At 58.8% G+C, this 26,323-nt stretch carries 25 protein-coding genes; 12 read left to right on the top strand and 13 right to left on the bottom strand.

Going from position 1 to position 26,323, the window contains the following annotated elements:
- Positions 1–4 precede the first annotated feature (4 nt).
- Genes ACYVF5_RS03090 through ACYVF5_RS03080 form a run of 3 tightly spaced genes read left to right on the top strand, consistent with a single transcriptional unit; the run spans position 5 to position 2,382 of the window.
- A complete protein-coding gene (locus ACYVF5_RS03090; protein ID WP_460943222.1) occupies positions 5–613 on the top strand; it encodes a dTDP-4-dehydrorhamnose 3,5-epimerase family protein in 609 nt (202 codons plus the stop codon).
- A gap of 3 nt (positions 614–616) precedes the next feature.
- Positions 617–1,477: a glucose-1-phosphate thymidylyltransferase RfbA gene (gene rfbA / locus ACYVF5_RS03085; protein WP_460943220.1), complete on the top strand. Its 861-nt coding sequence runs from the start codon at positions 617–619 to the stop codon at positions 1,475–1,477.
- A gap of 26 nt (positions 1,478–1,503) precedes the next feature.
- Positions 1,504–2,382: a class I SAM-dependent methyltransferase gene (locus ACYVF5_RS03080; protein ID WP_460943218.1), complete on the top strand. Its 879-nt coding sequence runs from the start codon at positions 1,504–1,506 to the stop codon at positions 2,380–2,382.
- A gap of 21 nt (positions 2,383–2,403) precedes the next feature.
- On the opposite strand, the gene ACYVF5_RS03075 is transcribed toward ACYVF5_RS03080, so the two are convergent.
- The 5 genes from ACYVF5_RS03075 to ACYVF5_RS03055 form a co-directional block, all read right to left on the bottom strand.
- Positions 2,404–3,948, bottom strand: coding sequence for a glycosyltransferase family 2 protein (locus ACYVF5_RS03075; protein WP_460943216.1), 1,545 nt, complete (start codon positions 3,946–3,948; stop codon positions 2,404–2,406).
- 269 nt (positions 3,949–4,217) lie between these two features.
- Positions 4,218–5,060 (bottom strand): glycosyltransferase, encoded by an 843-nt coding sequence (locus tag ACYVF5_RS03070; RefSeq protein WP_460943214.1) that lies wholly within the window; start codon positions 5,058–5,060, stop codon positions 4,218–4,220.
- 18 nt (positions 5,061–5,078) lie between these two features.
- Positions 5,079–6,305, bottom strand: a complete 1,227-nt coding sequence (locus ACYVF5_RS03065) for an ABC transporter ATP-binding protein (protein WP_460943212.1) — start codon at positions 6,303–6,305, stop codon at positions 5,079–5,081.
- A 13-nt stretch (positions 6,306–6,318) separates the two neighbouring features.
- The gene (locus ACYVF5_RS03060) at positions 6,319–7,227 is read right to left on the bottom strand and encodes an ABC transporter permease (RefSeq protein ID WP_460943210.1); all 909 of its coding nucleotides are present in this window, start codon (positions 7,225–7,227) and stop codon (positions 6,319–6,321) included.
- 115 nt (positions 7,228–7,342) lie between these two features.
- A complete protein-coding gene (locus ACYVF5_RS03055; protein WP_460943208.1) occupies positions 7,343–8,464 on the bottom strand; it encodes a glycosyltransferase family 2 protein in 1,122 nt (373 codons plus the stop codon).
- A gap of 149 nt (positions 8,465–8,613) precedes the next feature.
- On the opposite strand from ACYVF5_RS03055, the gene ACYVF5_RS03050 reads away from it, so the two are divergent.
- Both ACYVF5_RS03050 and ACYVF5_RS03045 read left to right on the top strand, forming a co-directional pair.
- Positions 8,614–11,097: a glycosyltransferase gene (locus ACYVF5_RS03050; protein ID WP_460943206.1), complete on the top strand. Its 2,484-nt coding sequence runs from the start codon at positions 8,614–8,616 to the stop codon at positions 11,095–11,097.
- Between the two features lie 231 nt (positions 11,098–11,328).
- Positions 11,329–13,248, top strand: coding sequence for a hypothetical protein (locus ACYVF5_RS03045; protein WP_460943204.1), 1,920 nt, complete (start codon positions 11,329–11,331; stop codon positions 13,246–13,248).
- Between the two features lie 300 nt (positions 13,249–13,548).
- Here ACYVF5_RS03045 and ACYVF5_RS03040 read toward each other — a convergent pair whose 3' ends face one another.
- Together ACYVF5_RS03040 and ACYVF5_RS03035 are read right to left on the bottom strand one after the other, a co-directional pair.
- Entirely contained in the window at positions 13,549–15,039 is a 1,491-nt protein-coding gene (locus ACYVF5_RS03040) for a DUF2142 domain-containing protein (protein ID WP_460943202.1), read from the bottom strand.
- Between the two features lie 217 nt (positions 15,040–15,256).
- Complete coding sequence (locus tag ACYVF5_RS03035) at positions 15,257–16,834, bottom strand: DUF2142 domain-containing protein (protein WP_460943200.1); 1,578 nt, start codon at positions 16,832–16,834, stop codon at positions 15,257–15,259.
- 162 nt (positions 16,835–16,996) lie between these two features.
- Here ACYVF5_RS03035 and ACYVF5_RS03030 point away from each other — a divergent pair, with 162 nt between their 5' ends.
- Positions 16,997–18,235 carry a lipopolysaccharide biosynthesis protein gene (locus ACYVF5_RS03030; protein WP_460943198.1) on the top strand — a complete coding sequence of 413 codons (1,239 nt, stop codon included), beginning with the start codon at positions 16,997–16,999 and terminating at the stop codon, positions 18,233–18,235.
- Between the two features lie 14 nt (positions 18,236–18,249).
- Here the strand turns inward: ACYVF5_RS03030 and ACYVF5_RS03025 are convergent, their stop codons facing one another.
- The 5 genes from ACYVF5_RS03025 to ACYVF5_RS03005 form a co-directional block, all read right to left on the bottom strand.
- Positions 18,250–18,642 carry a DUF2304 family protein gene (locus tag ACYVF5_RS03025; RefSeq protein ID WP_460943196.1) on the bottom strand — a complete coding sequence of 131 codons (393 nt, stop codon included), beginning with the start codon at positions 18,640–18,642 and terminating at the stop codon, positions 18,250–18,252.
- Entirely contained in the window at positions 18,639–19,373 is a 735-nt protein-coding gene (locus ACYVF5_RS03020) for a glycosyltransferase family 2 protein (protein WP_460943194.1), read from the bottom strand. Before ACYVF5_RS03020 ends, ACYVF5_RS03025 begins: the two co-directional genes overlap by 4 nt.
- 70 nt (positions 19,374–19,443) lie before the next feature.
- On the bottom strand, positions 19,444–20,325 hold the full coding sequence (locus ACYVF5_RS03015; RefSeq protein ID WP_460943192.1) for a glycosyltransferase family 2 protein: 882 nt from the start codon (positions 20,323–20,325) through the stop codon (positions 19,444–19,446).
- A 242-nt stretch (positions 20,326–20,567) separates the two neighbouring features.
- Positions 20,568–21,002, bottom strand: coding sequence for an ImmA/IrrE family metallo-endopeptidase (locus tag ACYVF5_RS03010; RefSeq protein ID WP_460943190.1), 435 nt, complete (start codon positions 21,000–21,002; stop codon positions 20,568–20,570).
- An 8-nt stretch (positions 21,003–21,010) separates the two neighbouring features.
- On the bottom strand, positions 21,011–21,409 hold the full coding sequence (locus ACYVF5_RS03005) for a helix-turn-helix domain-containing protein (RefSeq protein ID WP_460943188.1): 399 nt from the start codon (positions 21,407–21,409) through the stop codon (positions 21,011–21,013).
- 209 nt (positions 21,410–21,618) lie between these two features.
- Here ACYVF5_RS03005 and ACYVF5_RS03000 point away from each other — a divergent pair, with 209 nt between their 5' ends.
- The 3 genes from ACYVF5_RS03000 to ACYVF5_RS02990 all read left to right on the top strand — a co-directional run bounded on the left by ACYVF5_RS03000 (position 21,619) and on the right by ACYVF5_RS02990 (position 22,664).
- Complete coding sequence (locus ACYVF5_RS03000) at positions 21,619–21,954, top strand: MalT transcriptional regulator family protein (protein WP_460943186.1); 336 nt, start codon at positions 21,619–21,621, stop codon at positions 21,952–21,954.
- Positions 21,955–22,040: 86 nt separating this feature from the next.
- Positions 22,041–22,385: a hypothetical protein gene (locus ACYVF5_RS02995; protein ID WP_460943184.1), complete on the top strand. Its 345-nt coding sequence runs from the start codon at positions 22,041–22,043 to the stop codon at positions 22,383–22,385.
- Between the two features lie 3 nt (positions 22,386–22,388).
- Positions 22,389–22,664 (top strand): hypothetical protein, encoded by a 276-nt coding sequence (locus tag ACYVF5_RS02990; protein WP_460943182.1) that lies wholly within the window; start codon positions 22,389–22,391, stop codon positions 22,662–22,664.
- A gap of 46 nt (positions 22,665–22,710) precedes the next feature.
- On the opposite strand, the gene ACYVF5_RS02985 is transcribed toward ACYVF5_RS02990, so the two are convergent.
- Positions 22,711–23,547, bottom strand: coding sequence for a M23 family metallopeptidase (locus tag ACYVF5_RS02985; RefSeq protein ID WP_460943180.1), 837 nt, complete (start codon positions 23,545–23,547; stop codon positions 22,711–22,713).
- A 466-nt stretch (positions 23,548–24,013) separates the two neighbouring features.
- Between ACYVF5_RS02985 and ACYVF5_RS02980 the strand changes: the two genes are divergently transcribed.
- From ACYVF5_RS02980 to ACYVF5_RS02970, 3 genes are all read left to right on the top strand, one after another.
- Positions 24,014–24,736 carry a M23 family metallopeptidase gene (locus tag ACYVF5_RS02980; RefSeq protein ID WP_460943178.1) on the top strand — a complete coding sequence of 241 codons (723 nt, stop codon included), beginning with the start codon at positions 24,014–24,016 and terminating at the stop codon, positions 24,734–24,736.
- 440 nt (positions 24,737–25,176) lie between these two features.
- Positions 25,177–25,455 carry a hypothetical protein gene (locus ACYVF5_RS02975; protein WP_460943176.1) on the top strand — a complete coding sequence of 93 codons (279 nt, stop codon included), beginning with the start codon at positions 25,177–25,179 and terminating at the stop codon, positions 25,453–25,455.
- A complete protein-coding gene (locus ACYVF5_RS02970) occupies positions 25,448–26,302 on the top strand; it encodes a M23 family metallopeptidase (RefSeq protein WP_460943174.1) in 855 nt (284 codons plus the stop codon). The genes ACYVF5_RS02975 and ACYVF5_RS02970 overlap by 8 nt, the downstream gene beginning before the upstream one ends.
- Positions 26,303–26,323 lie beyond the last annotated feature (21 nt).

Raw genomic sequence — 26,323 nt, 5'->3', positions numbered from 1 at the left:
CACGGTGCAGATCCGTGAACTGAAGATCCCAGACAGCTACGAAATCACCCCGAAGCAGTTCGGCGATGATCGTGGTGTGTTCCTCGAGTGGTACCGCTTCGACAAACTCGAAGAGGCGACGGGGCGGTCAATCCAGCTCGCGCAGTCGAACACGTCGGTCTCGAAGCGGGGAACCGTCCGAGGCATCCACTTCGCCGACGTTCCGCCGAGCCAGGCCAAGTACGTCACGGCGACCCACGGGGCTGTGCTCGACTACGTGATCGACATCCGGGTCGGGTCACCGACATTCGGCGAGTGGGATTCGGTTCTGCTCGACGACAAGGATCGTCGCGCAATCTTCCTCTCCGAGGGCCTCGGGCACTGCTTCGTGGCGTTGACTGAAGGAGCCACCGTCAGCTACCTCGTGACGGACGTCTACCGACCCGATCGAGAGCACGGCATCAACCCGCTCGATGACGAGATCGGCCTCGTTTTTCCCCACGAAGCCGGGGAGCTGCTGCTGTCGCCGAAAGACACGGATGCTCCTGGCCTTGCTCAGGCTGCCGAATCCGGATCGCTTCCCACGTGGGAAGCAGCGCGTGCCTATTACGACTCATTGAAGAAGGAGAGCTGATCGATGCGAGGCATCATTCTCGCCGGCGGATCCGGCACGCGCCTCTGGCCGATCACCAAGGGCATCTCGAAGCAACTCATGCCCATCTATGACAAGCCGATGATCTACTATCCGCTGTCGACACTGATGATGGCGGACATCAAAGAGATCCTCATCATCACAACACCGGAGTACAACGAACAGTTCAAAGCACTGCTCGGTGACGGGTCTGAGCTGGGCATCAGGCTCGAGTACGCCGTGCAGCCCGCACCAGAAGGACTTGCCCAGGCATTTATCATCGGCGAAGAGTTCATCGGCGACGAGAGCGTTGCGCTTGTGCTGGGAGACAACATCTTCCACGGCACAGGCCTGGGCTCCTCATTGCGCAGCCACGGTGACATCGATGGTGCGACCATTTTCGCTTACCACGTGTCCAACCCGACGGCATACGGTGTCGTGGAGTTCGACGACGACTTCAGAGCGGTCTCCATCGAAGAGAAGCCGGTCACGCCGAAGAGCAACTACGCCGTTCCTGGCCTCTACTTCTATGACAACCACGTCGTCGAGATCGCTAAGACTATCGAACCGAGTGATCGCGGGGAGCTTGAGATCTCGACGGTCAACGAGCGCTACCTCGAGGCCGGCAAGCTTCAGGTCAAGGTTCTTGACCGCGGAACGGCCTGGCTCGACACCGGAACCTTTGAGTCGATGATGCAGGCGTCAGAGTATGTGCGCGTCATCGAAGACCGTCAGGGGTTCAAAGTGGGCTGCGTCGAAGAGATCGCGTGGCGCGCCGGCTGGATCGATGACGCGCAACTCGCCAGACTCGCTGAGCCGCTGGTGAAGAGCGGGTACGGGCGATACATCATGAGCCTTCTCTCATGAGGTGGCCCGCGCTCTCCAGACGAGCGGTGACTGCCATCGCTGTTTTGATCGGTCTCGTTGTTGTGGCCGGAGTCACTCTGAGCCTTGTAACCGCCGACGTGAGCTGGCTGCTTGCGGGGTTCGTTCTTGCGGTCGGGCTTATTGTGATCGCGGCCGCCAAATCTGCCCACAATCAGGCAAACGCATTGCTTGTCGCCGTGCGCGAGGTTCCGATTCCCGCTTCAGAACCGTCCTATGGCCCTGGCTCGTCCTTGGACATGCTCCGCAGAGACGTGCAGCGTGACTCTTCTGCGCTCCTCGCGCTGTACGGCCTCTTACCAGCGACGGGCGCAATGCCTGCACCTGGCGGATGGGCTGCTACTCCGGAAACCTTGCTCGCGTTGGTATCCGAGGTTCTTCACGCTCCGAAGATCGGCACTGTCGTCGAGTGCGGTAGTGGTACGTCTACTGTGTGGATAGCTTCCGCGCTGAAACAGCGTGGAAGTGGTCGACTCATTTCTCTTGAGCACGATGCGGACTACGCTGCGAAAACTCAGGCCAACCTCGTGGCGCTAGGTCTCGCCGAGTACGTCGAAGTACGTACACACTCGCTCGTTTGGCGGGAGGTGCATGGCGAGAACGTGCAGTGGTTCCCCGACAGCGCTCTGGACGGGATCACCGATGTCTCAGTGCTTTTCGTCGATGGACCGCCCGGATACCTCGGTCCGCTGGTCAGGTACCCCGCTCTGCCGCTTCTGGCGGACCGTCTCGCCGAAGGCGCCTGCGTCGTGCTTGACGACACTGATCGGGCAGAAGAGCAACATGTGCTCCATCTGTGGCTGGGACAGCGTTGGGCAGGGCGCCAGTACGGTGTCCGCACTCAGACAGACCGGTCCACCATTCTCGTCGGCCAGCCAGCCGACTAGCGTACCCGGCCGACGAGCGTCTTAGGGCAGGTAGGGGTCTCTCAGCGGTGTGCCCCAGCGCTTCCGCACGATCGCGCGCTCATAGGCCTCTATCTGATTCACGCGAGTCTTCGACTCGAAGTGAAACAGCTCGACGTTGTGCAACCAGATCAATCGATAGCCCTGGCTTCTGAGCTTCAGCGAGAAATCGACGTCGTTGTAGTTGAGGGGGAGCAGCTCCGTGAACCCTCCGGCCTGTTCGAAGGTCTCGCGTCGCACCGCGACGCAAGCAGCCGTCAGCCCCGCCACTTCTCGGTTGACGAAAAGGGTGCTGAACTCTCCGGGGTAATCAGGGGATGCATGAAGGTAGGCGTGAATGAAATCACCGCCGCCGTACCGGTGCCCGCCATGCTGCAACGTGCCGTCCTCGAAATTGAGTCGTGCGCCGGTCATCCCGACGTCCGGCTCTCGAAGCGGGGCGATGAGATTCTCGATGACGCCGTGACTGACCGCCTCAACGTCGTCATTGAGAAAGACCACGACCTCGCCCCGAGCTTCCAGAAAACCGACATTGCATTTGCGGCTGAAGTTGAACGGCTCCTCATAGGGAACGAGCTTCACCCGTGTGGGCAGAGCGCTGAGCTCATCGAGCACGCGGGGCGGGGTTTCGCTGTCGTGCACAACGACGAACTCGAGATCTGAATGGCTTGTTCGCTCAAGAACGGACTTCACCGCGCTCACAACGAAAACCCGCTCTTCGCCACCGATGGTCCCGGTGCTGCCTCGTGTGGGGATGACCACGCTCACCGGGGTCGTCGTATCCGGCGTGCGATCGACGTTGTAATGGCTGGGGGCACGGCCGCGTGAGGCGACGCCCGGAATACCCACGCGTTCCATGTGCTCATGCACCGCCCTCACTCCGGCGTCCCATGCATACGGCTTGGCATTCTCATCTGCCGCTGCCGACCCCTGGATGGCCTTCCAGTGGTAGAGCACCTCTGGAACGTGAACGATGCGACGAGCACGCTCTGTGACGCGCAACACCAGGTCGTGGTCCTGAGAGCCTTCGCATTCGTGCCGAAAACCCCCTACGGTTTCGACCACCGATCGGCGCAACACCGACAGATGGCCAACGTACATGTGCCCGCGGAGCCGTTCAGGTGACCATTCCGGCTTGCGGAACTCGTCATAGTGCTCGCCGTTCTCATTGACTTTGTCTTCGTCTGTGTAGAGATAGTCGACATGTGGCTCGTCGTCAATGGCAGCCGATACGAACTCGAGCGCACGAGGATGCAGCAGGTCGTCGTGGTCCACGAGTGCAATGAACTCGCCCCGTGCTACCGCGAGCCCCGCATTCGAAGCACCGACGATACCTCGGTTCTCCTCCAGTTCGACGATCGTCAGACGAGCGTCTTGTGCTGCGATCTCGCGAAGCTTTGCAGGGACCGCTTTGCGAGGTGAAGCGTCGTCGACGAGTACAAGCTCCCAGTCCGTGAAGCTCTGACCGATCACGGATTCGATCATGGACGTGAGCGCGTCTATCGGCGTGTTATAGACCGGCGTCACGACGCTGAAACGTGGTGTCATCGCAATCCCCCCTGTTATTTGCGTGTCAGTGTCGAGAGTCGAGAACGCACCTTGAAGAGTGGACGGACAATCGCCTGTCCGACGCGCCACGTGGTCGAGTTCGCAATCTCGGTCGCTCTCTGTTCCTGCACCTGAAGTGCCTGCCGTGCAACGCTGGTTTCAGCGGCAAAACCGAGTCGGGCGTCGGTAGCGATCAGTCGGGCGTGTCGGTCTTGGCGGGAGTCACTGCTCACAATTGGTCCTCAGTCGTGTATCGAGATGGTCTGCGGCTAGCCGTGTACGGCGCGGTCGTTTCGTTTGCTTCTGATCTTCAAACCAAGTTTGAGAACCGCACGCAAGGGCATGTGATACCAGTGCGGGTAGCGTTTTGCGAGATAGAGATAGGCGCTCGAATGATGGACTTTTGTCATGAGCTCTGACTGTTTCGCGGTCGAGTGCGCTCCGGTGTGGGTGACGACTGCAGTGGGGTCATACACACTCCGCCAGCCGGACTCGCCGAGACGGTAGCCCAAGTCGACGTCTTCAAAATACATAAAGAACGCTTCATCGAAGCCGTTTACGGACTCGAAGCTCTGGCGTCTGAGGAGCAGGCAAGCACCTGAGAGCCATTCAACCTCTCTCGGGCTGCTGTCATCCGAGTGATTGTGATATCGCTTTGTCCATGGGTTCGTCGGCCACGCAGAGACAAAAAGGGCGTGCGCGGCGCCCACGAAGAGCGAAGGCTGGCGCCGCGCGGATGGATAGACTTCGCCGGCCTGGTCCACGATCTTCGGTCCGACTGCGCCCGCAGCCGGATCCGAGACCGCATACTCCACGAGTTCCTTGATCGCACCGCGATGGAGGGAGACGTCCGGGTTCGAGACGAGTATGAAATCGCACTCGTGCGAGAGTCGTTTGACGCCGGCGTTCGCAGCCGCACCGTAACCGGCGTTCCTTCCGAGCTGAATGGGCGATGCCTCGAAACGGCGTGAGACCTCAACGATCTGATCCCAGTCGTCGGATTGATTATCGGCGACGACGACTTCAGTTTCGAAAGCATCGTTAATGCGCACGGAACGAAGGAAAGTCTCTAGCTCAACGACTGAATTGTGTGTGACTGTGACGACACCCACTCTCGGCGAAGGCATCATTCAGTGTAGCTCGGTGATCGACGGAGTGGCCGCGAGTATGCCTGTGGAGGACGGACTGCTGACGACGTTGAATGACGCTGCTTGGGGTGCATCGAGGAGGTGACGATTCGCATAGTCCAAGAGCGACACGTTGACGAAGTACTTGCCGGTGGCCAGTCGCACGTCGTCGATGGTGAGGCGCATCCGTTTCGTCCCCGCCAGAGGTGGAAGAGTGAGTCCCACCTTGTGCGAGGTCGTTCCGTATACGGCCTGGCCCAGTTCGTTGTCGATCTGAATAGCAAAAACCCAATCTTCGAGCCCTGATCTATTCTCCAGCTCCACGTCGATGGAGAGCGTATCGCCAGGCGTGAGCGGTTCAGTGGGGGAACCGCCTTCTTTGTAGGCAGAGACTTCTCCGACACGTCCACGTTCTGGCTCGGGCGTGCGGGCCTCTCTCGCCTCAGAGAGACGTCGTCCCTCGAGGATGTCGCGAAAGTCGGCGACTGCCTCCCTCGGATTGCCGTCGAGAACCACTTTTCCTTTGTTGAGAAGAACGGCTCGATCGCACAGCTCGACCACCTGGCCCAGCGAATGGGTGACCAGAATGATGGTTCGCCCCTCGTCTTGGAAAGACCTGATCTTGTCGAGGCATTTGCGTTGGAACGCTTCGTCGCCGACCGCAAGCACTTCGTCGACGAGCAACAGGTCTGGATCGGTGTGCACGGCGACTGAGAAGGCAAGCCTCACGTACATGCCAGAGGAGTAGAACTTCACCTGAGTATCGATGAAGTCGCCGATGCCTGAGAAGCTGAGGATCTCATCGAACTTCGACTCGGTTTCATCCCGGCTCAACCCGAGAATCGACGCGTTGAGGAACACATTCTCGCGCCCAGTGAGGTCAGGATGAAAGCCGGCTCCCAGCTCCAGCAGGGCAGCAACGCGACCGCGGCGCTTGACCGTGCCGCGAGTGGGGTCCAGGATGCCGCCGATGACCTTGAGCAGCGTGCTCTTTCCCGAGCCATTGTGGCCGATGAGACCAACAGTGGTTCCGGCCTCAACGGATAGGTTCACTCCGTCGAGCGCCCAGAAGTCTTCTTTGTGTCGTCTTCCGGCGCGGCCGAGCGTGACGATTCTCTCTTTGAGTGAGTTGTCTTTGCGTATGGTGAATCGTTTCGCCACATTCTCGACCTCGACGAGCGTTGGTCTGCTCGCTTGTGGTTCGCTTGTGGTCGTCGCTGGTGTGCTCATAGTCGTTGTTCTCTCACAGTTCCTGAGCGAAGTTCCCTTGGAGTCGGGCGAACACCCGCTGTGCAAAGAAGAGACCGATCAGTCCGACGACGAGCGCGACCCCGATCCGAATCATGAGATCAGGTGGCGACGATGCGGGGTTGTCGTGACCGGCCATCCAGAAGACTCGTTGGAATCCCAGAACGCCGAGCGTGATCGGATTGTTGGTGTATACCTCGAGAAGAAGCAGGTTATTGCCGGCAATGTTCTTCACCATCTCCCACGAATACACGATCGGCGATGCCCACATCAAAAGCAGAATCGCGACCTCGACCAGGTACTGCATATCGCGCAGGTACACATTGACCGCAGAGAGCAATACAGCGAACGCGGCGCCCCATACGACGAGCAGGAGCAGTGAAGGGACGAAATAGACAAGATCCGGCGAGAGGGGGGCGCTCCCGAAAACGATAGTCGCCACAAGAAGGATCGCGAGCTGAATCAAGAAGCTGAACCCAGCCGAGCCGATACTGGCCAGAGGGAACACTTCGCGAGGAAGATATACCTTTTTGATCAGCCCTGCGTTCGCGACTATCGACGAGGTTCCTCCGCCTACGATCTCGCTGAAGAGCCCATAGGCGGTGAGCCCGGTATACACGTAGATGGCGAACTCTGGAATTCCTCGTTCAGCGCCCAGGATCTTCCCGATGACAAAGTAGAAGATCGCGAGCTGTGTAAGCGGGCGAACGAGAGTCCAGACGAGTCCAAGACTCGAGTCCTTGTAACGAGACCGGATGTCACGGCGGACGAGCAGACCCAGCATCTGTCTGTGACGGATGATCTCGCGAAGCGCTGTCCAGGAGTTTCCGACTCTTCCATCGGACGATCCGACCTGCACCAGAGGCTGTTGGCGGAGTGCATCGTATCTTTCTTCTGCAGACATACCGCGTTTCTTTCGTTTCACATCAGGTCCGGCGCAGTCGAACTTGTCCGATCCGCAGGGCACACATGATGTTGTGGACACACGAAGTGCGCTGCGTCGCCTTGCAATGGCTCATCTAGCGGGGTCGCGCTCTTAAACGGCGAACTCTCGTTGCGACGCCGTCGATCAGTCTAACCGCTCGCCTATTGCGTAATGCCTGTACGTCATGTTCGAGTTCGCGAACGCGCGCCCCGGCCGATTCAAGCTCTGTTCGAAGCGCGTGCTCCTTTGCCAGCGCTTCATGTCGGGCGCCCTCGAATTCCGTTGTCAGTTGACGGAGGGCATTTTCGTGAGCGACAAGTTCTAGACCGTCGGCACGAGCGATTGATTCTGTGAAGGCGTCAACCCTGTCATCGGCGACGGGAGCCGCACGTTGCGCGAGAACGGTCTCCTCGGCGAACTCGCCGGATTCAAGTCCGCGTTTGATGGCCTGATCGTCCGGGTGTCGCGCGATGTAGTGCGCGAAAAGAGTACCCCTTTGGAGGCGGTGGTAGTCGCGTATTCCGTGGTGGTTCGGACTCGGCGTCATATCACTGGCTGCGTAAGCGCGCCCTGCGTTTTCGACCTTTTTGCGGTATTGGTCCCATGAGCGCCATGGCAGGTGGAGCACTTCGATCGAGAGCTCAGGTTCGGGCTCACCGGCACTCGCAATACTGACGTAGTGGTTGCCTTGCGCCACTTCAACGTGTCGGTCACCCACGTGAACGGAATCGTGAGTGGAATGGGCCAGCAGCCCGAGCTCGTTCAGTTGTTCGGTAGTTCGCAGGTCGCGGTAGATGAGTCGGCTCATGCCCGATCCATGCATCGCAGGCGGACCTGTCATGTCAACGACTGGAACCACGAACGAACGGAGTTCCTTGGGGATCTTGTCGAACACCTGACTGAGTGTGAGGTGCCTGTCGACCGGCAACCAGAACTCATCCGCGTCTGCATTGATTACCCAGTCGGCCCCATAATGCGTGTACGCGTCGCGCGCCATCGCTGTAACGGTTTGAGACTGTTGCTTCTTGTGTATGGGATCGCTCCGAAGATCGATGAGTCCTCGATCTGCATATGATTGCAAGATAGAGAGGGTTCCGTCTTTGGAGCCGTTGTCCGTGACGATGACTACATCGACGCCTTGGTCAAGATGGTGGTCGAGCATCGGCGCGATGATGTCCGCCTCGTCGCGGACCATTATCGTCATGGCGAGTTTCATAAAGATAGACCTTACGGGTTTCGAGAACGAAGTGATCGTCGTCGTTCAGGCTGTCCATAGCGTCAGAGGTTCAGTAAGACGGCAACTTCGTGCTCTATATTTGCGTGAGTCACGCTGGACAATACGACAATATCGAGAGGTACCTAGTTATGAGCGTTGTTCGATCGGGTGTCGTTTCAGTAGTTCTCGTCAACTTCCGCGGAACCGACGACACCCTCAACGCGATTGCCGAACTCGAAAAGCTGGAGTGGCCGGCTGACAAGCTGGAGATCGTTGTGGTCGAGAACGGCTCCGGCGACGATAGTGAGAGCCGGATTCGAAATGGTGCGCCCCGGGTATCCCTGGTGGTCTCGGACGAAAACCTCGGTTTCGCAGGCGGCTGCAATCTCGGCGTTCGGAAGAGCACGGGCGAGTACATCGCGTTTCTGAACAACGATGCGAGACCGGACAAGCGGTGGGTGGCAGAGGCAATGGCCCGCTTCAAATCGAGTCCACGGGTGGGTGCCGTTGCGAGCAAGGTTCTGGATTGGAACGGTGAGAAGGTCGATTTCATCGGGGCCGCGCTGACCTGGTTCGGTATGGGGTACAAGCCGCTAACGGGTCAAGACCTTCCTAAGAAGGCCGACGAACCCGAGAGCGTGCTCTTCGGAACCGGATCAGCGATGTTCGTGAGGCGCGACGTCTTCGACCGGCTCGGGGGATTCGATGAGAAGTTCTTTATGTTCTTCGAGGACGTCGACTTCGGCTGGCGTCTTAACCTGCTCGGTTATAGATTCGCATATGAGCCCCGCTCCATCGCGTTCCATAAACATCACGCGTCGATGAACTCGTATGGTGAGTACAGAGAGACCTATCTTCTCGAACGCAACGCACTCTTCACTCTCTACAAGAACATCGGGGAGCCGGCGCTTAGTAATGCTCTCTCCGGCGCACTTGCGCTCTCGGCCAGAAGAGCCGTCGCACGTAGCAAATCCGATTCCTCTGATTTCGACCTGCGAAAACACAACGCCGACGCGCGCGAAACAATCGACTTCTCGAAAGATGCGGTTGCAACGCTTTACGGAATTGACCAGTTCGTTGAGAACCTCGACGACCTCTCGGCCGACCGTGAACGCATCCAGGCGACACGTGTCGTCTCGGATCAGGTGATTTGGGGCCTTTTCGGCGAGACCGACGCACCTTCTTACGGAGGCGACCACTACCTGAGAGGTTATTCCTCTGTGGTGCGCGCTTTCGCGCCGCTCGATCCGCCCCCGGCGACTCGCGTCCTTATCATCACCGGCGACCCTATCGGCACACAGATGGCCGGGCCTGCGATCCGTGCTTGGCACATGGCGATGGCGATCTCGGCCGCGAACGATGTGCGGCTCGTTTCGCTCTCGGGGGTCGGGCCAGTAGGTGCTCCCTTCCCCGTGCTCCATATCGCGCCGGGCGACGAACGGGAGATGAAGAAACTCGAGTCGTGGGCAGACGTTATCGTCTTTCAGGGCTTGGCGATGGCGATGTTCAGAACGATTCGTGACACCAAGAAGATTGTCATCGCAGACATCTACGACCCCATGCATTTCGAACAGTTGGAACAGGCGCGGGACCAGGGAGAAGCCGAATGGGCTCATCAGGTCGAAAGCGCAACTCAGGTTCTCAACCAGCAACTGGAGCGTGGCGATTTCTTCTTGTGCGCTTCGGAGCGGCAGCGCTATTTGTATCTCGGACAGCTGGCGGCTCTCGGGCGAATCAATCCTGCCAATTATGCGGATGATCCGGATTTGACCGGCCTGATCAGTTCGGTCCCGTTCGGGTTGGAGGAGGACCCGCCCACACACCAGTACGACGTTCTCAAGGGGGTAGTGGAGGGGATCGAGGCTGGTGACAAAGTTCTTCTCTGGAGCGGAGGGCTCTACAACTGGTTCGATCCCAAGACCCTGATTCAGGCCGTACATGAGCTCTCCGCAAGTCGCCCGAATGTGCGGCTTTTCTTTCAAGGGACAAAACACCCGCATCCCGGCGTGCCGGAGATGGCGATCGTCAGTGAGTGCCGTGCACTGGCAGCTGTATTGGGAGCGAAAGACAAAACCGTCTTCTTTAATGACTCGTGGGTTCATTATGCGGCCCGTCAGAACTACTTGATGGAAGCGGACGCGGGCGTCAGCACGCATCATTCTCACATTGAGACGACGTTCTCCTTCCGGACACGAATCCTTGACTATTTGTGGGCCGGGCTTCCGATGGTGGTGACCGAAGGTGATCATTTTGCTGACCTCGTGGAGCGGGAAGTTCTCGGAATCGTCGTTCCGGCGGAGGACACGGCCAAACTGGCGGCTGCGCTAGAGCGCGTGCTGTTCGACGAAGAATTCATCGCGCAGGCGAAAGCTAATATCGCCCGAGTTCGCGAAGAATACAAATGGGATCGCGTACTACAACCGCTGACATCGTTCATCGCCCGTCCGAAGCATGCGGAGGACCTCGTTAAGTGGGGTCGCTTCGCCGATGAAACCCCGACGCGCGTGGCAGTCAGAAGAACGCCGGCGCCTCATGGTGTGACACGGGATGTTCAGCTCGCCTTCTTCTATCTGAAGAACGGTGGCCCTCGCGCACTTCTGGGGAAGGTGAAGAGCAGACTCTCGAGACGCTGAATACCCGATACAGACATCGGGGCTTGGGCTTACGGTGCGGCGCGCACAGCGCATCGTGATTCGTGAGTAGGCTTGCGTGCTGTCGGACACTGTCGAGAGGGACATCGAGTGGAGCGAGCGCGCGTACGGGGCGGTGTGTTTGCAGTAGTAGCGGCGGTTGTCTTGAGCTTGCTCACGGTGACGACACCATCGCATGCAGCCAATGGGTCGGACTTTGACCCAGGAATGATCATGTCAGACGAGGTCTTTTACGACTCGACAACGATGTCTGAGGCTGACATCCAAGCGTTTCTCAACTCAAAACGCGCCACGTGCACGGCGGGTTACACCTGTCTGAAGGATTACAGAACGCCGACGATTTCGAAGGCCGCCTCTGCCGGACGTTGTAACGGCTACGCGGCATCGTCGAGTGAGAGTGCCGCGCGGATCATTTTCAACGTCTCTCAGTCATGTGACATCAACCCCAAGGTGCTGATCGTTCTTCTCGAAAAGGAACAAGGCCTGGTAACGAGTTCGGCACCGTCGGCAGGCCGCTACCGCAGTGCTACCGGATACGCGTGTCCCGACACCGCAGCATGCGATGTCAACTACTACGGCTTTTTCAATCAGGTTTATCACGCTGCGTTGCAGTTCCAGATATATAGGACCGCGCCGCAGTACTTCAACCACCAGGCCGGGCGGAATAACACGGTCAAGTGGCATCCGAGTTCGGCGTGCGGAACCTCGACCGTTTACATCAAAAATCAAGCTACGGCCGGTCTCTACAACTACACGCCGTATCGCCCTAACGCCGCTGCTTTGAACAATATGTACGGCCTTGGAGACGGGTGCTCGTCATACGGCAACAGGAACTTCTTCGCTTTCTACACAGACTGGTTCGGTTCGACCAATGGAGGCGCGAACGACCCTAGAGGGAGCCTCGAGGCGACTGTCGTCGGAAACGAGTCTCTGCGCCTCTCCGGGTGGGGCCTCGACCCCGACACCGCAAACTCCATCGATGTGCACGTATACGTGGACGGCGTTGGCGCCGCTGTGTTCACCGCGAATCTAGACAGGCCGGACGTTGCGCGACATTATCCCGCGCTTGGTTCCAAGCATGGTTTTGACAAGACCATCAATGTGGCAGCCGGTGAGCGACGTGTGTGCGTCTATCTCTTCAATGTCGGAGCGGGGGGTAATACTCTGCTTAGCTGCCAGGAAGTGACTGTTCCCTCTTCCAGCCCGGTCGGTAGCCTTGAACTTATCCAAGCTCAGCCCGGAGGCGTTAGAGTTTCTGGATGGGCACTAGACCCTGATACAACAGGTCCGTTGGACGTGCACGTTTATATCGGCAGTTCAGGGCATGCCCGAGCAGCAAACCTTGCTCGGGCAGACATAGGTCGTGTCTACCCGGCCTGGGGTCCGAATCACGGCTTCGACATCACTCTTCCCGCCGATAGCGGGTCCCACAATGTTTGTGTGTATGCAATCAACGTGGGACGAGGCGGCCATGCTCTGCTCGGCTGCAAGACCATCACTGTGATGTCGGGGAGCCCGATAGGCGCGATCGATAGCGTCACGAGCAATAGCTCTGGTATTCGAGTATCAGGATGGGCGCTCGACCCCGACGTGAGCGGGCCCATCGACGTTCACGTGTATGTGGGCACTGCCGGCTATGCAGTGCGTGCTGACTTGGCTCGCTCGGATATTGCTCGTGTCTTTCCTGTGTACGGCGGAAACCACGGCTTCGACAGCACCATCCAAGCGAGCGCGGGGACTCATAACGTCTGTGCGTATGCCATAAATGTGGAATCAGGTTCAACGGTCGCGATGGGTTGCAGGAGTGTGACGGTGAGGTCCGGATCTCCAATTGGAGCCCTGGACGCTGTCTCGGCGTCTTCGAGTTCAATCACTGCGTCTGGTTGGGCAATTGACCCTGATACTTCCGCGTCGATCCCCGTCCACATCTATATAGGTCCTCAAGGGTACGCTGTCTCAGCAGACTTGCCTCGATCGGATATCGGCCGAATTTTCTCGTACGGAGCCAACCACGGATTCTCGAATTCTTTTGCCTCGGTTCCTGGCGATTACAACGTCTGCGCATATGCCATTGACAGTGTGGGGGGCCATCCGCACACGCTTCTCGGTTGTAAGCCGGTTACGGTTCGATAATTCATAGAATGTGACGGCAGAATCTGAGTCGGGGATGCTGGCAGGCTCTGCCATGTCGATAGAGGCCCATCCGCAGCGGTCGTCATCACCAGGAGTATCGTCGTCCTCCTCGCCGCGGTATGCAAGCCGACGATCACTGGCGCGGTGACGTCGGTTACTCGTCGCCGGTTCGGAGCCGGGGCGGCGACGTCCCGGTCGAGCAGGTTAGGGGAAACAACGAGGCCGCGCAGGTATCCCGGTCGCCGTCGAAAATTGTCGAGTAGGGCTGAGGTCCAACGGATAGTGCGCGTTCATGCACACTTAGCTCGGCAAATCAAGGTTTTGCCGCACGCGGAGTTCAGGTTCAGTCGAAGCAGGTTGGACTGAGAAGTGCGTTGAACCACTGCCGTCAACGGCCCTCGACAGGAGCAGCATAACGGCCCCGAACGCAATTGTGCCGAGGATCCAGATCGTCATAGGTGAAGGAGCGACTGTCCACCACCACTCGATATGAGAATCGAGATTGAAGGTGAGGATATCTGTTCCCGTGGTATAGCGACGGATGTTCGTGTGAAGCGCAAGGCTGTTCGCGAACGTTAGCCCCAGTGCAATAGCTGTCCGTTGCACGCGGGTGAAGCGGATTCTGTCGCTGGAGTTGCTCAGGAGCGCGAACCCAGCAAGCAAGGTCAGTAGGGGAAGGATATAGCGTGGTTGGACGTGCTCTCCGACAAAGGCGCCGCTCTTGGTCTGGAGCACGGTGGGGATCGCCCAGCAGCAGACGAAAATCAGTACAAAAGAGATCACCTTGCGTCGGTTGACGGCAGACAGACCGAGAAATACGACTGCTGCAAAAATTGCCGACCCGATTACCCAGACCGCCGACGGTAGCTGAGTATCGAGCCATCCAAGGCCCCATTTGCCAAAGATCCCGGCCCAGAGGTCCGGAATGTTGATGAAACTTATTATCGCAAGCACGGGTGTGCTGATCGCCTCTGCATTGGCGTTCGGCAATCCCTCTACGGCGGCGTTGGCCTGACCCGACCTGAGAAAGAAGAAGAGAGCGATTATTCCAATAATTGCCGGCACTGCAAGGGATAGGACGTACCGGCGATCTCGTTTCATCGTGAGTATGACAGCACCTACGACCGAGAGCCCGATATACACCGCCGCATCCGCTCGAGCGCCTGCCCCCACGACAGCGAGAACGATAGCAAGGGCGCCGAAGACGATACGACGTTTTCCAACGGACTCGAAATAGTTGAGAAGTGCGACCCAGCAGGTTCCGACAGCTACGAGAGCCCAGCTACTGGGATTCGTCGATGGCACGATAAACATGCCCAACGGGACCATTGTGACCACAAGAGGTGCCACCGCAACTATACGGCGATGTCGAGGAGTGAGAAGAGATAACGCCGTGAGAATAAGTACGAAGAGGGCCGCATTGACGAGTCTCATTATCAGTACCGAGGTCGCCTGATCCTGACTCGCGAAAATCGACATGGTTGTGTAGAAGACCGGGGGGTAGAGTCCGTCGAAGTTACCTCTCTCTGTCTCCCTGAACTCATCAGGGCCTGCGGCGTCTTGGCATGCGGCGCTCTGAAAGGGTTGGAATTTGAAACAGATCGAATCTACGGAGAGCTCTCGCGAGATCTCGCGTGTGATCTCGGAGTCGGAGTCTGCGGTTTCGCATAGGCCGTCGCGTTCGCCTAGTCCGCACCAGATGCTTGCGAGGTGAAAGTCGTCATCGGGACTCGATCCGACGGGGGATGAGTACGCCCACGAGGCCAATGCGAAGAATGCGAGTAGGGGCACGATTATCCAGGGGGCGCGCTTTCGCCATCGAGCTTGTTTCTGAGGCGAATGTGCGTTCATTCTGTTTCGTGGTCCTTGCTGTTGTGTACGCCTCGCATGATCCTCGGCAGGATTCAGGATTCAACGATCTGGTATCTAAGGGATGGAGATGTCTCCTGACTATGCAGCCTAGTAAACATGAAGCTGCGTGCCAGACAGATTCGCTTCAGCCAGTTGATTACCCAGGAAGAATCGGCTTCGACGGCTGGATCTGAGGCGCCGAGCTCGAATCGGTGTGCGACCACTCATCGGTGAAGGGGCTTGGTGCGTCTGACTCGATCGAGGACGCGGTACGACCGCTGCGGCGGAAGTAGAAGGCCAGAAGTACGAGGCAGGCAGCGAAGCAGAGTGAGCCTGCGCTCCACATGACGATAGGCGACGGAATATTCGCCCACCACCACTCGACATGGGCGTTTATGTTCAGACCGCCATCACTTCCGAAAACGTACCTTCTGATATTGAAGTAGAGCGCAACGGAGTTGGCTACCGCTATTGCCAACACCAGCGCCAAAAGTTGGACCCTGTTAGGGACGAGCTGGCTCCTGGTCGATCGCAGGTATACGAATCCCGCCAGAAGAACAGCGAGCGGAAGGATATATCGTGGCTGCACCGCATCGCCAACAAGAGCGCCTGATTGCGTAAGGAGCACAGTCGGAACAGCCCAGAGACACGCTGTCAGAAAGCCGATGGCTAGATATTTCCGCGGGCCGCCAGCCGATATGCCGTTAAAGGCAAGCGCTGCGGCAGCGCCAAGCCCCAACACCCATACGACGTGAGGCAACGTGGTGTCGATCCATCCCAAGCGCCATTGGCCGAGGAAACCTGCCCACAACTCTGGAACATTGATGAAATTCGTGATGGCGAGGAAAGTCAGATTCGACGGTTGAGCAGAGGTGCCCAGCCCCTCTACGGCAGCTGTCGACTGTCCTGCGCTGAGGTAGAAGGCCAGCGCGACACACACCAGTAGAACGGGAAATAGAGATGCCAGCAGGAATGCTCGGCTTCGCTTTGCCCTCACTATCAAGACTGCGATCACTGCTATGCCCACGTAGCCTGCCGAGTCTGCTCGCGCGCCTGCGCCTACTACGACGCCGATCCCCGCAATCGTCGCAAATAAGATTCTGCGGAATCCTGTCGATTCGAGGTAGCCGACCACGCTGATCCACACGACTCCTGCTGAGATGATGGCCCAACTACTGGGGTTTGTTGAGGGGATTATGAACATGCCCAGGGGAACAACTGTCGCAACGAACTGAATCAACAAAGCGGGACGGTGCACGATCGGGAGCAGCGCAAAGAGAGCCGTGATGAGTCCCACGAAAAGTGCGGCGTTGAACAAACGCATTATAAGGACGGACGTCTCAATATTGTCACTTGCGAAAATAGACATCGTTGCGTAGAAAACGGGAGGGTAACTCGCATCGAAGTTCCCACGAACCCACTCAACAAGAGACCCACCCTCTAACGTGGACTGACATCCCGCGCTCTTGGCGGAGTCGAACACGAAACATACTGAATCGATGACGAGGTCGTGAGGCAGCTTTGCGCCAGGACCGGAGTCTGCGGTTTCGCATAGGCCGTCGCGTTCGCCTAGTCCGCACCAGATGCTTGCGAGGTGAAAGTCGTCATCGGGACTCGATCCGACGGGGGATGAGTACGCCCACGAGGCCAATGCGAAGAATGCGAGTAGGGGCACGATTATCCAGGGGGCGCGCTTTCGCCATCGAGCTTGTTTCTGAGGCGAATGTGCGTTCATTCTGTTTCGTGGTCCTTGCTGTTGTGTACGCCTCGCATGATCCTCGGCAGGATTCAGGATTCAACGATCTGGTATCTAAGGGATGGAGATGTCTCCTGACTATGCAGCCTAGTAAAGATGAAGCTGTGTATCGTGCAAGGTCGGGGCGGATACCATTTTCAGGTGTCTCATACCTCCCTTACGAGCCAGGCCGCTCTCTCGACCTTCGGAATGCTCGTGCAAGGGCTGTCCCGTTTCGCCTATACGATTCTGATCGGCCGGTTCGTCGGGCCAGAAGCACTCGCTCACACATCGGCGATACTCTCGCTCGCTATCCTGGTTTCGCTCATCTGGCCGACGGGAGCGGGAAACGCCGCCGGTCACTTTCTGGCAAAGGCTCTCGCGTCTGGTGTTTCGCCGGCTGAGTCGCTCAGAATCATCAAACGGTCATTCCTCTATTCATGCATGGTGATGCTCGCGATCGGCGTGCCTGTCTCACTCATTTGGCTCGACGCGACACCGAGCGACCTCCTCGTGGCGGCATGTCTGATCGTCGCGTGGTCTGGCTACATCCTGACGCGGGGAATCCGCATGGGTCTCGGTAAGGTCACGTCCGTCGCAATGTGGGATTCGATCTCGTCGGCACTGACGATCGGCCTGCTCATCCTGGTGATGGCTACCGGGCTCGACTGGGCGCTGCTCTGGCCGATCACCATCGGCTACGCGCTGTTCGCGCTCTCGGGCTGGTCTTCGCTCGAAACGCGCTACGCGGAGCTCGATCCCGATTTGGCGACGCACCGCAGCGACGTCTGGCGCCTCACGGGATGGAATTCGCTCGGACTCATCGCGTCGAACGGGCTCATCCAGTTTGCGATGATTTTCGTCTATGCAGCCGCCCCCAGTTTTGAAGCGGGCCTGTTCGCGGCTGCGATGTCTCTGGCAACACCCGCCTCGATGCTCGCTCAGGCGGTCAGCCAGGTGCTCATTCCGCGATTCTCTGCATGGGCGGCCGCACCGGGGGAGCGCCGCTCGAGGCGACCGTACTTGATCGTGCTCGGGGGCATGACCGGGGTGCTCGCTGTCGCCTTCGCCGCTGTCGCCGCTGTCACCCCCTGGTTCATCCCGCTGCTCTATGGACCAGGGTATGAGGGAGCGATCAACATCATGGTGCTTCTGCTGATCGGCGTCTTCTTATTCTCAGTGGGACTTATCGCGACGTCGTTTCTCATTTCGACCGAACGCACGAGACAGTCGTCGTGGTGCGCGCTGGCCGGCACGATCATCGGTGTCGCGGTGACGGCGGTGACCTCGGTCCCGCTCGGCGCTCCGATCGCCGCAGGGATAGGCGTCATAGTGGGCTATGCGCTCGCCAGCGTCTCCCTCATCGCCGTCTCGCTCCGCCGCTTCCCTTCAGAGCTGTAAACGGGATTTCACCGTCACTGACTCTGTTTGCCGTTGCCGTCGTCGAGTGTTGAGGCCAGCGCCCTTTCGAGTTCTTGAATTCGCAGATCGTTGATCGCGCTCACTTCGGCGAGGGTTCGGGTCTTGCTCTCCAGCGTTGTGAGCTCCGAGCTGTTCTGCAGGCATACGAGAAAGAGAATGGTGATGCTCACGAAGAACACGAGGTTGGTCGGCGCATCGATGCCGACGAGAGCCGCTGCCGAGTCGAGGATGCTCGGGAAGACTCCGACGATGAGCGCAAGGGTCCCTGCGATAAGCCACCAGACCGCGTGGCGTTCGCGTAGCCGGCCGCGTCGCAGCATATCGATCACCACGGCGAGCACGAAGAGAGCAGCGACGATGCCGAAAATATAGGTGACGACGCTCATGCTTTGCGCACCCGTGATTCGTATATGGCACGTGGCCGGAGCGCGGCGAATCCGAGCGCAATGACCGCGCGACCGAGATAGACCGCCGACTTGAGGGGATTTTGAGAGGGCACACCGCCCGACCGCTGTCGCATCGCTACCGGGATCTGCAACACGCGGCAGCCGGTCCGGGCAGCGATGACGAGAGCTTCGATCGTGTCGCCGAGGTATTCAGCCGGATAGTGCTCGGAGAAGAGCCGGATTGCCCGCGGCCCGGCCGCTTTGAACCCGCTGGTGGTATCGGTAAGTCGCTCGCCGGTCATCCTGCTGAGGATCTTGGAGAGTAGGCGCATCGCCCAACGTCGTGGCCCTCGCACGTGGTAGTCACCCACGCCAGCGAACCGAGCGCCGATGACGATGTCTGCGCGGCTCAGGCCCGCAAGGAGCTCCGGTACATTGGCCGGGTTATGCTGGCCGTCTGAGTCCAACTGCACAACGGCGTCGTACCCGTTCTCACGTGCGTACCTAAACCCGAGCCGCATGGCTCCGCCGACGCCGAGGTTGTAAGGGAGGCTGAGCACACGGGCTCCGGCCGCACTCGACAGTTCAGCTGTGCGGTCGGTGGAACCATCGTCAACCACCAGAATGTCGACGCCTGGCACCGTGTCGAAGACCTCGTTGATGACCGAGACCACAGAGGCCTCTTCGTTCAGTGCAGGCATCACAATGAGTGATTTCTGGTGCGCGGGCATAGTCGGAATCCTAGCAACCAGCCGATCGACTCTTGACATCGCCGCTCGCAACGCTGTGATTTGCACAAACCTACCGCATTGCATGACGGATCAGTTCGCGCAGCCCACGGGAGTCGCGAGCCAGCGCGGCAGAGGGTATCCGCGTCAGCGCGTTCAGCCGACTCGATACGTGCCTTCGGGCTGTACGTGCAGCGTTCTGCCAGCCCATAGCGTCCATTCGCGCCGCCATGTCGGCGAAGAATGCTCTCTCTTCCGTGAAGCGCGATCCGTCGTTCGCCTTCCATGACGAGACACTGGCAGAATGTCGCCGATAGCGGAACATCTGGTCGTCGAAAACTACCATCGTGGCACCGGCGGTGACCAGGTCGAGCTGGAGAGCAAGGTCGAGAACCACCTCGTAGTCGGGATTGAAGCCGTGTGTGCGAACATCTGCCGTTCGCCAGCAGATCGAGGGAAAGTAAGTCCAGTTGCCTCGGAGCAAGCTTGTCGCGAAAGCTTCGCTTGAAAGCGGCGTCGGCGAAGACGCCTTCGGGCGATAGCGTGCCTTCACCCTGTCGGCCAGGGGAAGAACGGGCGATCCGTCGCCGTCGATCACGATCACGCCGGGCTGAAAATACGAGGCCTCTGGAAAGCGATGGATAAGTGCGTGCACGGTGGCGACATAGTTTGGCTCCATGATGTCGTCGCATCCCATGATCACCACATACTCGCTCGTGGCGAGGTCAACGGCTTTCTGGAAATTGCCGCTGACGCCAAGGTTCGTGTCGTTGCGGATATATTCGACGCGAGGATCGTCGAGCGTGGCGGCCCATTCGCCCGGCTCAGGGTCCGGATAGACGTCATCGATAATCACCAGACGCCAGTCTCCGTCGGTCTGACCTCTTACACTCTCCACGGCCTGTTTGAAGAGGGCCGGGTCACCATAGAACGGCATCATGATGTCGATGGTCATGTCTGAAGTGCTCCGATCGACGGCAGCCAGATCGTTCCGCGTCAGTCTCGGAGCGCGAAAGAAACTCAGGCACCGACAAGGTGCCACCTTACATATCTTATGGGGCACTCGCAGGCTTGTGTCATTCGTGAAGAACTTGTTGTCACAAGTGGGTGCGCAGGACATGCGCACCGCCTGCGCTGAGCTGAACGGAAACGTGATACGCAGCCCGCTACATTAACGCCGGTATGGCGGACCAAAGCTCAGGGAGCAAGCGTCCGGGCCAGTGCGTTCGTGAGAGTCCCCCGCATGGACCGGCCGTAGCTCCGATCGCCGAGGCGCTGGAGGCAGTAGGTTCTGTAATCCTCGATGATCTTCACCGTCACGTTCAGCTCCTCGGCGATCGAGTGGGTGTCCGAATTGATCCGTTCGGCCGCAGCGAAGGCGACCGGGTCGACGAGCATCTCCGCGGCCCAGGCGTCGGCCTGCCGCTCCGACCTGGCGTCATCGCACACGTGTCCGTGATAAGCATGGCCGAGCTCGTGCGCGAGAGCAGAACGCTGTTCGCTCGGCGTGAGGTCGAGATCGAAGTAGATGCGATTCTCAGAAGGGACATAGAGCCCCAGCCGGTCATCCGGTAGATGCGCCGCATGAACGCTGAGCCCGAGTCTGTGGGCCTCCCGTATCAGCATCTTCATGGCTTCCCCTACTCCGCGGCATCTTCGTCTGCCTTCTTCGTCCCCTTGAGCGCAGCGTGTGGCAAGCCGAGACTGTGTTGAACTTCTTCAACAGACGCGACGTCGTACTCCTCCCCTGAAGTATCCATGTCGGCTACGACACTGAGTCTCGGGCGAGATTCGCTGGCGAATCTCTCTTCGGCGCGCGCGACGACCAGTGATGGTTCGATCTCGAGCGCCCTGGCCACCTTGTAAAGCGTCGGAACCGAAAGAGGCCTCTCGCCTTTCAGCCATCGGTCGAGTGTCTCGCGGTTGATGCCGGCTCGCTGCGCCAGCCGCACGACGGGGACGTTCTGCGCCGCCGCTTCTGCTCTCAGCTGGGCGGCCACAGTCTGCCCGAATCGGTCAGCGTCGTTCGTATTGATCACGTGGGCAACCTATTCCAGAACGGCTACAAAAGCAAGCCATAGTGCTACAAAGGTCAGCTTGACGGCCGCAGCCGCCACGATTACCGTAGCCATACGGCTACAGAGATCAACCGAGGGGTCGCAGAACGATCGTCGACAAGCGCGGGCTGAGAGCGGATGGCCATACGGCACTGGAGGAATCCGAGCCACTGATTCAGAGGGGGAGCAGTATGAAAACCACAATCGAGATGCCCGATCGGGTCTGGGGTCGACTCGCCACGATTGCGGAGAACCGCGGCCTGAAGGTCGCAGACGTGATCGCCGAGTCGATCACGGCGACGGTCGATCATCAAGCGACAAAGATCCGACGACAGTACCGGCCGGTCGACGAGGCGGTGATAGACGAAATCAGGGAGCTCCATGCATTGGGGCATTCGTCCCCTGAGATCGGGCGGCGCATCGGGGTGAACCCGAACACGGTCAGGTACCACATGCGGCGGCTCGGGTTGTCGACGCGGACCTACACAAGACGAACCGCGCAGGGCCAGCAACAGGATGGCTACTGAGACAGACGTCAGCGTCCTCGCTGCAGGCAGTCTGGGGCGCGGCCGCCAATGATTCGCGCATACAGCGCGGTACCCGGGGGAGAGGTATGACACCACAAGAGTGGGCAGCCATCCTCACCGCCGTGGGCGTTGGAGCGATCGGCAAGGAGCTCGTCGCCTGGGCGATCAAAGCGATCACGGGCAGAACATCGCGACAACGTCACGAGATCGACCGCACCGCTGCGGAACGGGATGAAGCGCGAGCACGTGAACTGGAGGAACGCCGCCGTGCCGACAGAGAGTCCAAGCGCGCCGACGACGAGGCGCGGAAACGTCGTGTGCTTCAAGAGCACGCATCAGCGCTCCGTTCAATGCTGTTCGAGCGCGGACGTATACCCCCGGAATACCCGGTCATCGATGAAACACAACCACGCCACCAGATCAAGGAGTAACCCATGCTCGACGAGCTCATTCCCGCATCAGTCAAGACTGCGGCGAAGCGCGGATTCATCCGCACCACATCACAGGCCTACGCAACCGCTTTGGCTGGTGGCATCAGTGCATCGGTGATCATTGCGACCCTGCAGGGCGGCGCCGACTGGGCGGCGATCGGGATCACCGTTGGCGTGACGGTCGTGTCACCTCTTCTTGCCGGCGCAGCGTCGTTCCTGTCGATCATCAGCAAGGGTGTTCCTGAGGAGTACCTCGACGCTGATAGTGACACTTTGTGACCCAGCCGTGTCGCCAACATGCCCGGGAACTCGCAGAGCGCCTTGATCAGGCGGCGTTGGTGATGTTTCGGTAGCCGCCGATGATGCTCGGTGGTTGGATTCCCGAGATCTCTCGGATTCCCTGCGCCCGAAGATAGTTCACCTTGTCCATCGAGGTCACGTGCCAGTATGAGCGGACGCCATGATCGATAACGATCCAGTGGACGCCGGCGTCGCCGTTACTGCCGTTGAAGGGGATTTGAGCGAGCCGTACCATATCGTCCTCCTCTGCTAGTGCTGCTGGTTCGTCTGGGGTGGCTGTGTTGTATGCAACCATGAAGTCCTGAGGATTGACGTGTTGTCCATTGACCTCGGTTTGAAAATGCAGATGAACACCGGCTGCCGTTCCGGTTGCGCCGGTACCTCCGAGGACTGTCCCTTGTGAGACTGTCTGGCCTACTATGACATCGCGGCGGTTTAGGTGCCTGTAGAGAGTCACCAGCCCGTTTCCGTGCGAGACGATCATTCGGTGTCCCCAGCTTGAGGGTGTGTAGTCGGAGGTGACACGACGCCGCTGCCCGCGCATTTTGACACCCGTTCCTGCAGTGTTCGCGGCTCCCTTCCCAAAGTCGACGCCCGTGTGAAAGGCCGGCGTCCACCCATTGGGCGTCCATATCGGATCACGCGGCCCATACCATGCGGTGACCAATGAGAGATCGAATGGCCAGATAAACCTCGTCGCCGCAGCCGATGCTGTGTCGGCAGTCCGGGCGTGAGCCGGTGAAGTGACGTCAGAGGTTACTTGGATGGCTGCGAGGGTCGCCGCTACTGCCGTCCCCGTGAAGAGTCTTCGCCGGCTAACGCGTCGAGGGGCAAGGTGCTCTTGCTCGTCAGTTTCGCTCACGAGGGGGAGCTTATCGATGGCGCCAACCGGTCCCCATTTGGTGGGTAGTGCACTTCACTCCCTGTTGTCGGAGAGCCTATTAATGGTGCTCATGAGGTTCCGCGTTGCTCGTTCGGAACCCGTCGAGTGGCAGCACGCCGCAGCGTAGTAGCTGATAATGGCTGCCGACCTGTGCCGCAAGTGCCAGCATGGTCCGCCTCGTCGCAGCTACAGGTGCTACAGCACTCTTCCTTGCTCGTTCAGCCCTGCGACATGCCCGCGGGACACGCTCGGCAAAGATGCACATCGCCGATTCGCTCATCTTTTGAGCTAACCGGGGTTGGGACGAGTGCTGCCCCCAAGCTCAAGGACCGAGGAACAAACCTTGGGTGTGAATATATCTACTAATGTAAGCCGATCCGGTGCGCGCATAAGGTCATCTATGTGTTCGAAAGCCGAACGCATCACATGTAGAGAGGAGGGTCGCATGGCACAGTTTCCGTTTCCGCTGAGCACGATGACACAGGTGTACGGATGGCGAAATCTGCCCGCTGATCCCTATCACAAAGGGATCGACTTCGGCGTTGGAGAAAACACTCCGATTCCGTGCGCGGCGGGTGGCGTTGTGATCGACGCCGGCTATCGTTCAGCGATTCAGAACTATAAGGAAGTCGACCACGGTCCGGATGCCAATGGCGTTCGGTGGACGACGCGCTATCACATGATGCGCAACTACCAGGAGGGCCCACAGCTCGGTCAGCCCATTTCTCAGGGGCAGATCATCGGTTACGTGGGTCCAAAGGCCGGTGTCAGCACCGGCGTGCACTTCCACTTCGAAGTGCACAACAAAGGCGTCTGGACCGCAAACTATGGTTCAGCCGTTGACCCCGTAACAAACATCAATAACATCCCTGCATCTGTGCCAGAGGCACCTTTGCCAGAACTAGGAGAAGAAATGAAACTCGTAAGGCGCGGCACAGGAGTCGAGCACTTTCTGATGGGCGAACTGAGTTCGCAGAACCTCACAGCATTTAAGGATCCTGGTGTGAGCAACGCTGAACTGGTCCAAGCTGCGAACGCTGTCTATGGTGCGACGATGACGGTCACGGCCCGTGAGTTCGATGTGATGAATTCGATCATCAACAACCGTCGGGGACAGTTTATCGATTCGGTGGCAAAGGCCGTCATCGCAAGGACCAGCGCGTCCTAATCAAGCACGGTGGCGGGCGAAGCGCTGCGTTGCTCTAGGGACTGATGCTTATGGTGGCTCAGCGCTGGATGAGTCGCCATAAGTGTCGTTTCCTCACGGTACACAACAGGTTATTCCAGAACATATAGAAGAGGAGACAATATGGCTCGGTTTCCGTTCGATCTGTCACTTGTACCAAGGGGTATGGACCTCGAGTTCTGCAAACGGTGTGCGTTGGACCACGAGATATCACATGCTCCGCAACAACGCTGAGGGACCGCAGGTAAGCCAGTTGGTCGATGAAGGCCAGGTCCACGGCTACGTGGGCTTGGGTGGACTGTCGACCGGTCCTCACCACCATTCCGAAATTCATAACAAAAAGCGTCTGGACCGCGAACTACGGTTCAGCCGTTGACCCCGTGATCAACATCCGGAACATACCAACACCCCAGGAGAACGACATGTATTCAGACCTTGACCGCGCACGCGACCAGCTCACCTATGAAGCGGTCGCTCGTCCCGAACAAAAGCTGTGGACACCCACTCAAGCAGCGAACCGCATCGAGACGAACGTTGCGCTCAACAAATGGGCTCTAACCGATGAATCGGGTTGGCCTTCGGAAGCAGATCACCGAGATGCTCAACGTTGTTCGCGGGCTCGATCTGGCGCCTATGACACCGGCGGCGTAACGGTGCGTCTCATTCAGACACCGGGAAAGTTAGGAGTGCACCTTGGCTAGATTGCCTTTTCCCGCAAACCTCGTTTATGCCCCCTTCGGACCCCGAGATTTCGCACTTGACCCCTATCACAAAGGCGTCGACTTCGGATACGGCATCGCGAACCAACTCGGAACACCTGTTCCCTGCGCCGCTGGCGGGTACGTATTCGACCAGGGTCACTCAAGCGGTTTCGGCTACTGGAAAGAAGTGCACCACGCCGCCGGTTGGCGCACGAGATACCACATGCTCGGCGCGAGCGGCGGAGCCCAGAAGGGTTCCCAGATCGCAGAAGGCGAAATCATCGGCCTCATCGGCGCTCCATCAGGAGGAGCGACAGGAGTGCACCTGCACTTCGAACTCTGGGACCCGAATCACTATGACTCGATCTATGGGCAGCGAGTCGATCCCATCACCAATATCAATAGATTACCGTCACCCCAGGAGGACGACATGTACGATGCAGCAGCGCAAGCGGCACTTTTCGCGAAAATTGACTCACTTCGGGGTGCAACGCCGGAAATGCGGCTCTACCGAAACCCTTCGACCTTCGAGGTAGGTATCGCTTGCATCGCGACCGGTTACTACCGGAAGCTCGCGAACACTGACTACATCACCTTGGTTCGCGCCAAGCGGATGGCTATCGATGAGGACCCTGTTGACCTCTCTGGTGGTCAGTGGAGTTTTCTGCATCAGCTGCTCGCTGAAGCGAGGGCGGCATCAACGGGAGATACTTCTTCAATTGCAAGCTACGTCTCGGCGAACACCATAGAGGCCGTGCGGGCCAACGTTCAGGACTTCTCTGATGAGGAGATCGAGAGCATCCGGTCCGCCGCGTCCGACGAAGCGTATCGTCGTTCCGTAGCCTAAATTCCGAAGGCCTGGAAACGC

Source organism: Okibacterium endophyticum (genome assembly GCF_054780075.1).
The sequence above is the reverse complement of the archived record's forward strand: the minus strand, read 5'-3'. Positions and strand labels throughout refer to the sequence as shown.

Excerpts from the sequence above, each read along its gene's own strand:
- ACYVF5_RS03020 (WP_460943194.1), bottom strand. The coding sequence starts at position 19,373 with ATGCCCGCGCACCAGAAATCACTCATTGTGATGCCTGCACTGAACGAA.
- ACYVF5_RS03010 (WP_460943190.1), bottom strand. The coding sequence starts at position 21,002 with ATGAAGATGCTGATACGGGAGGCCCACAGACTCGGGCTCAGCGTTCAT.
- ACYVF5_RS03055 (WP_460943208.1), bottom strand. The coding sequence starts at position 8,464 with ATGAAACTCGCCATGACGATAATGGTCCGCGACGAGGCGGACATCATC.
- ACYVF5_RS03050 (WP_460943206.1), top strand. The coding sequence starts at position 8,614 with ATGAGCGTTGTTCGATCGGGTGTCGTTTCAGTAGTTCTCGTCAACTTC.
- ACYVF5_RS03075 (WP_460943216.1), bottom strand. The coding sequence starts at position 3,948 with ATGACACCACGTTTCAGCGTCGTGACGCCGGTCTATAACACGCCGATA.
- ACYVF5_RS03035 (WP_460943200.1), bottom strand. The coding sequence starts at position 16,834 with ATGAACGCACATTCGCCTCAGAAACAAGCTCGATGGCGAAAGCGCGCC.
- rfbA (WP_460943220.1), top strand. The coding sequence starts at position 617 with ATGCGAGGCATCATTCTCGCCGGCGGATCCGGCACGCGCCTCTGGCCG.
- ACYVF5_RS03065 (WP_460943212.1), bottom strand. The coding sequence starts at position 6,305 with ATGAGCACACCAGCGACGACCACAAGCGAACCACAAGCGAGCAGACCA.
- ACYVF5_RS03060 (WP_460943210.1), bottom strand. The coding sequence starts at position 7,227 with ATGTCTGCAGAAGAAAGATACGATGCACTCCGCCAACAGCCTCTGGTG.
- ACYVF5_RS03015 (WP_460943192.1), bottom strand. The coding sequence starts at position 20,325 with ATGACCATCGACATCATGATGCCGTTCTATGGTGACCCGGCCCTCTTC.
- ACYVF5_RS02975 (WP_460943176.1), top strand. The coding sequence starts at position 25,177 with ATGTATTCAGACCTTGACCGCGCACGCGACCAGCTCACCTATGAAGCG.
- ACYVF5_RS03025 (WP_460943196.1), bottom strand. The coding sequence starts at position 18,642 with ATGAGCGTCGTCACCTATATTTTCGGCATCGTCGCTGCTCTCTTCGTG.
- ACYVF5_RS03000 (WP_460943186.1), top strand. The coding sequence starts at position 21,619 with ATGAAAACCACAATCGAGATGCCCGATCGGGTCTGGGGTCGACTCGCC.
- ACYVF5_RS02995 (WP_460943184.1), top strand. The coding sequence starts at position 22,041 with ATGACACCACAAGAGTGGGCAGCCATCCTCACCGCCGTGGGCGTTGGA.
- ACYVF5_RS02980 (WP_460943178.1), top strand. The coding sequence starts at position 24,014 with ATGGCACAGTTTCCGTTTCCGCTGAGCACGATGACACAGGTGTACGGA.
- ACYVF5_RS02990 (WP_460943182.1), top strand. The coding sequence starts at position 22,389 with ATGCTCGACGAGCTCATTCCCGCATCAGTCAAGACTGCGGCGAAGCGC.
- ACYVF5_RS03045 (WP_460943204.1), top strand. The coding sequence starts at position 11,329 with ATGTCAGACGAGGTCTTTTACGACTCGACAACGATGTCTGAGGCTGAC.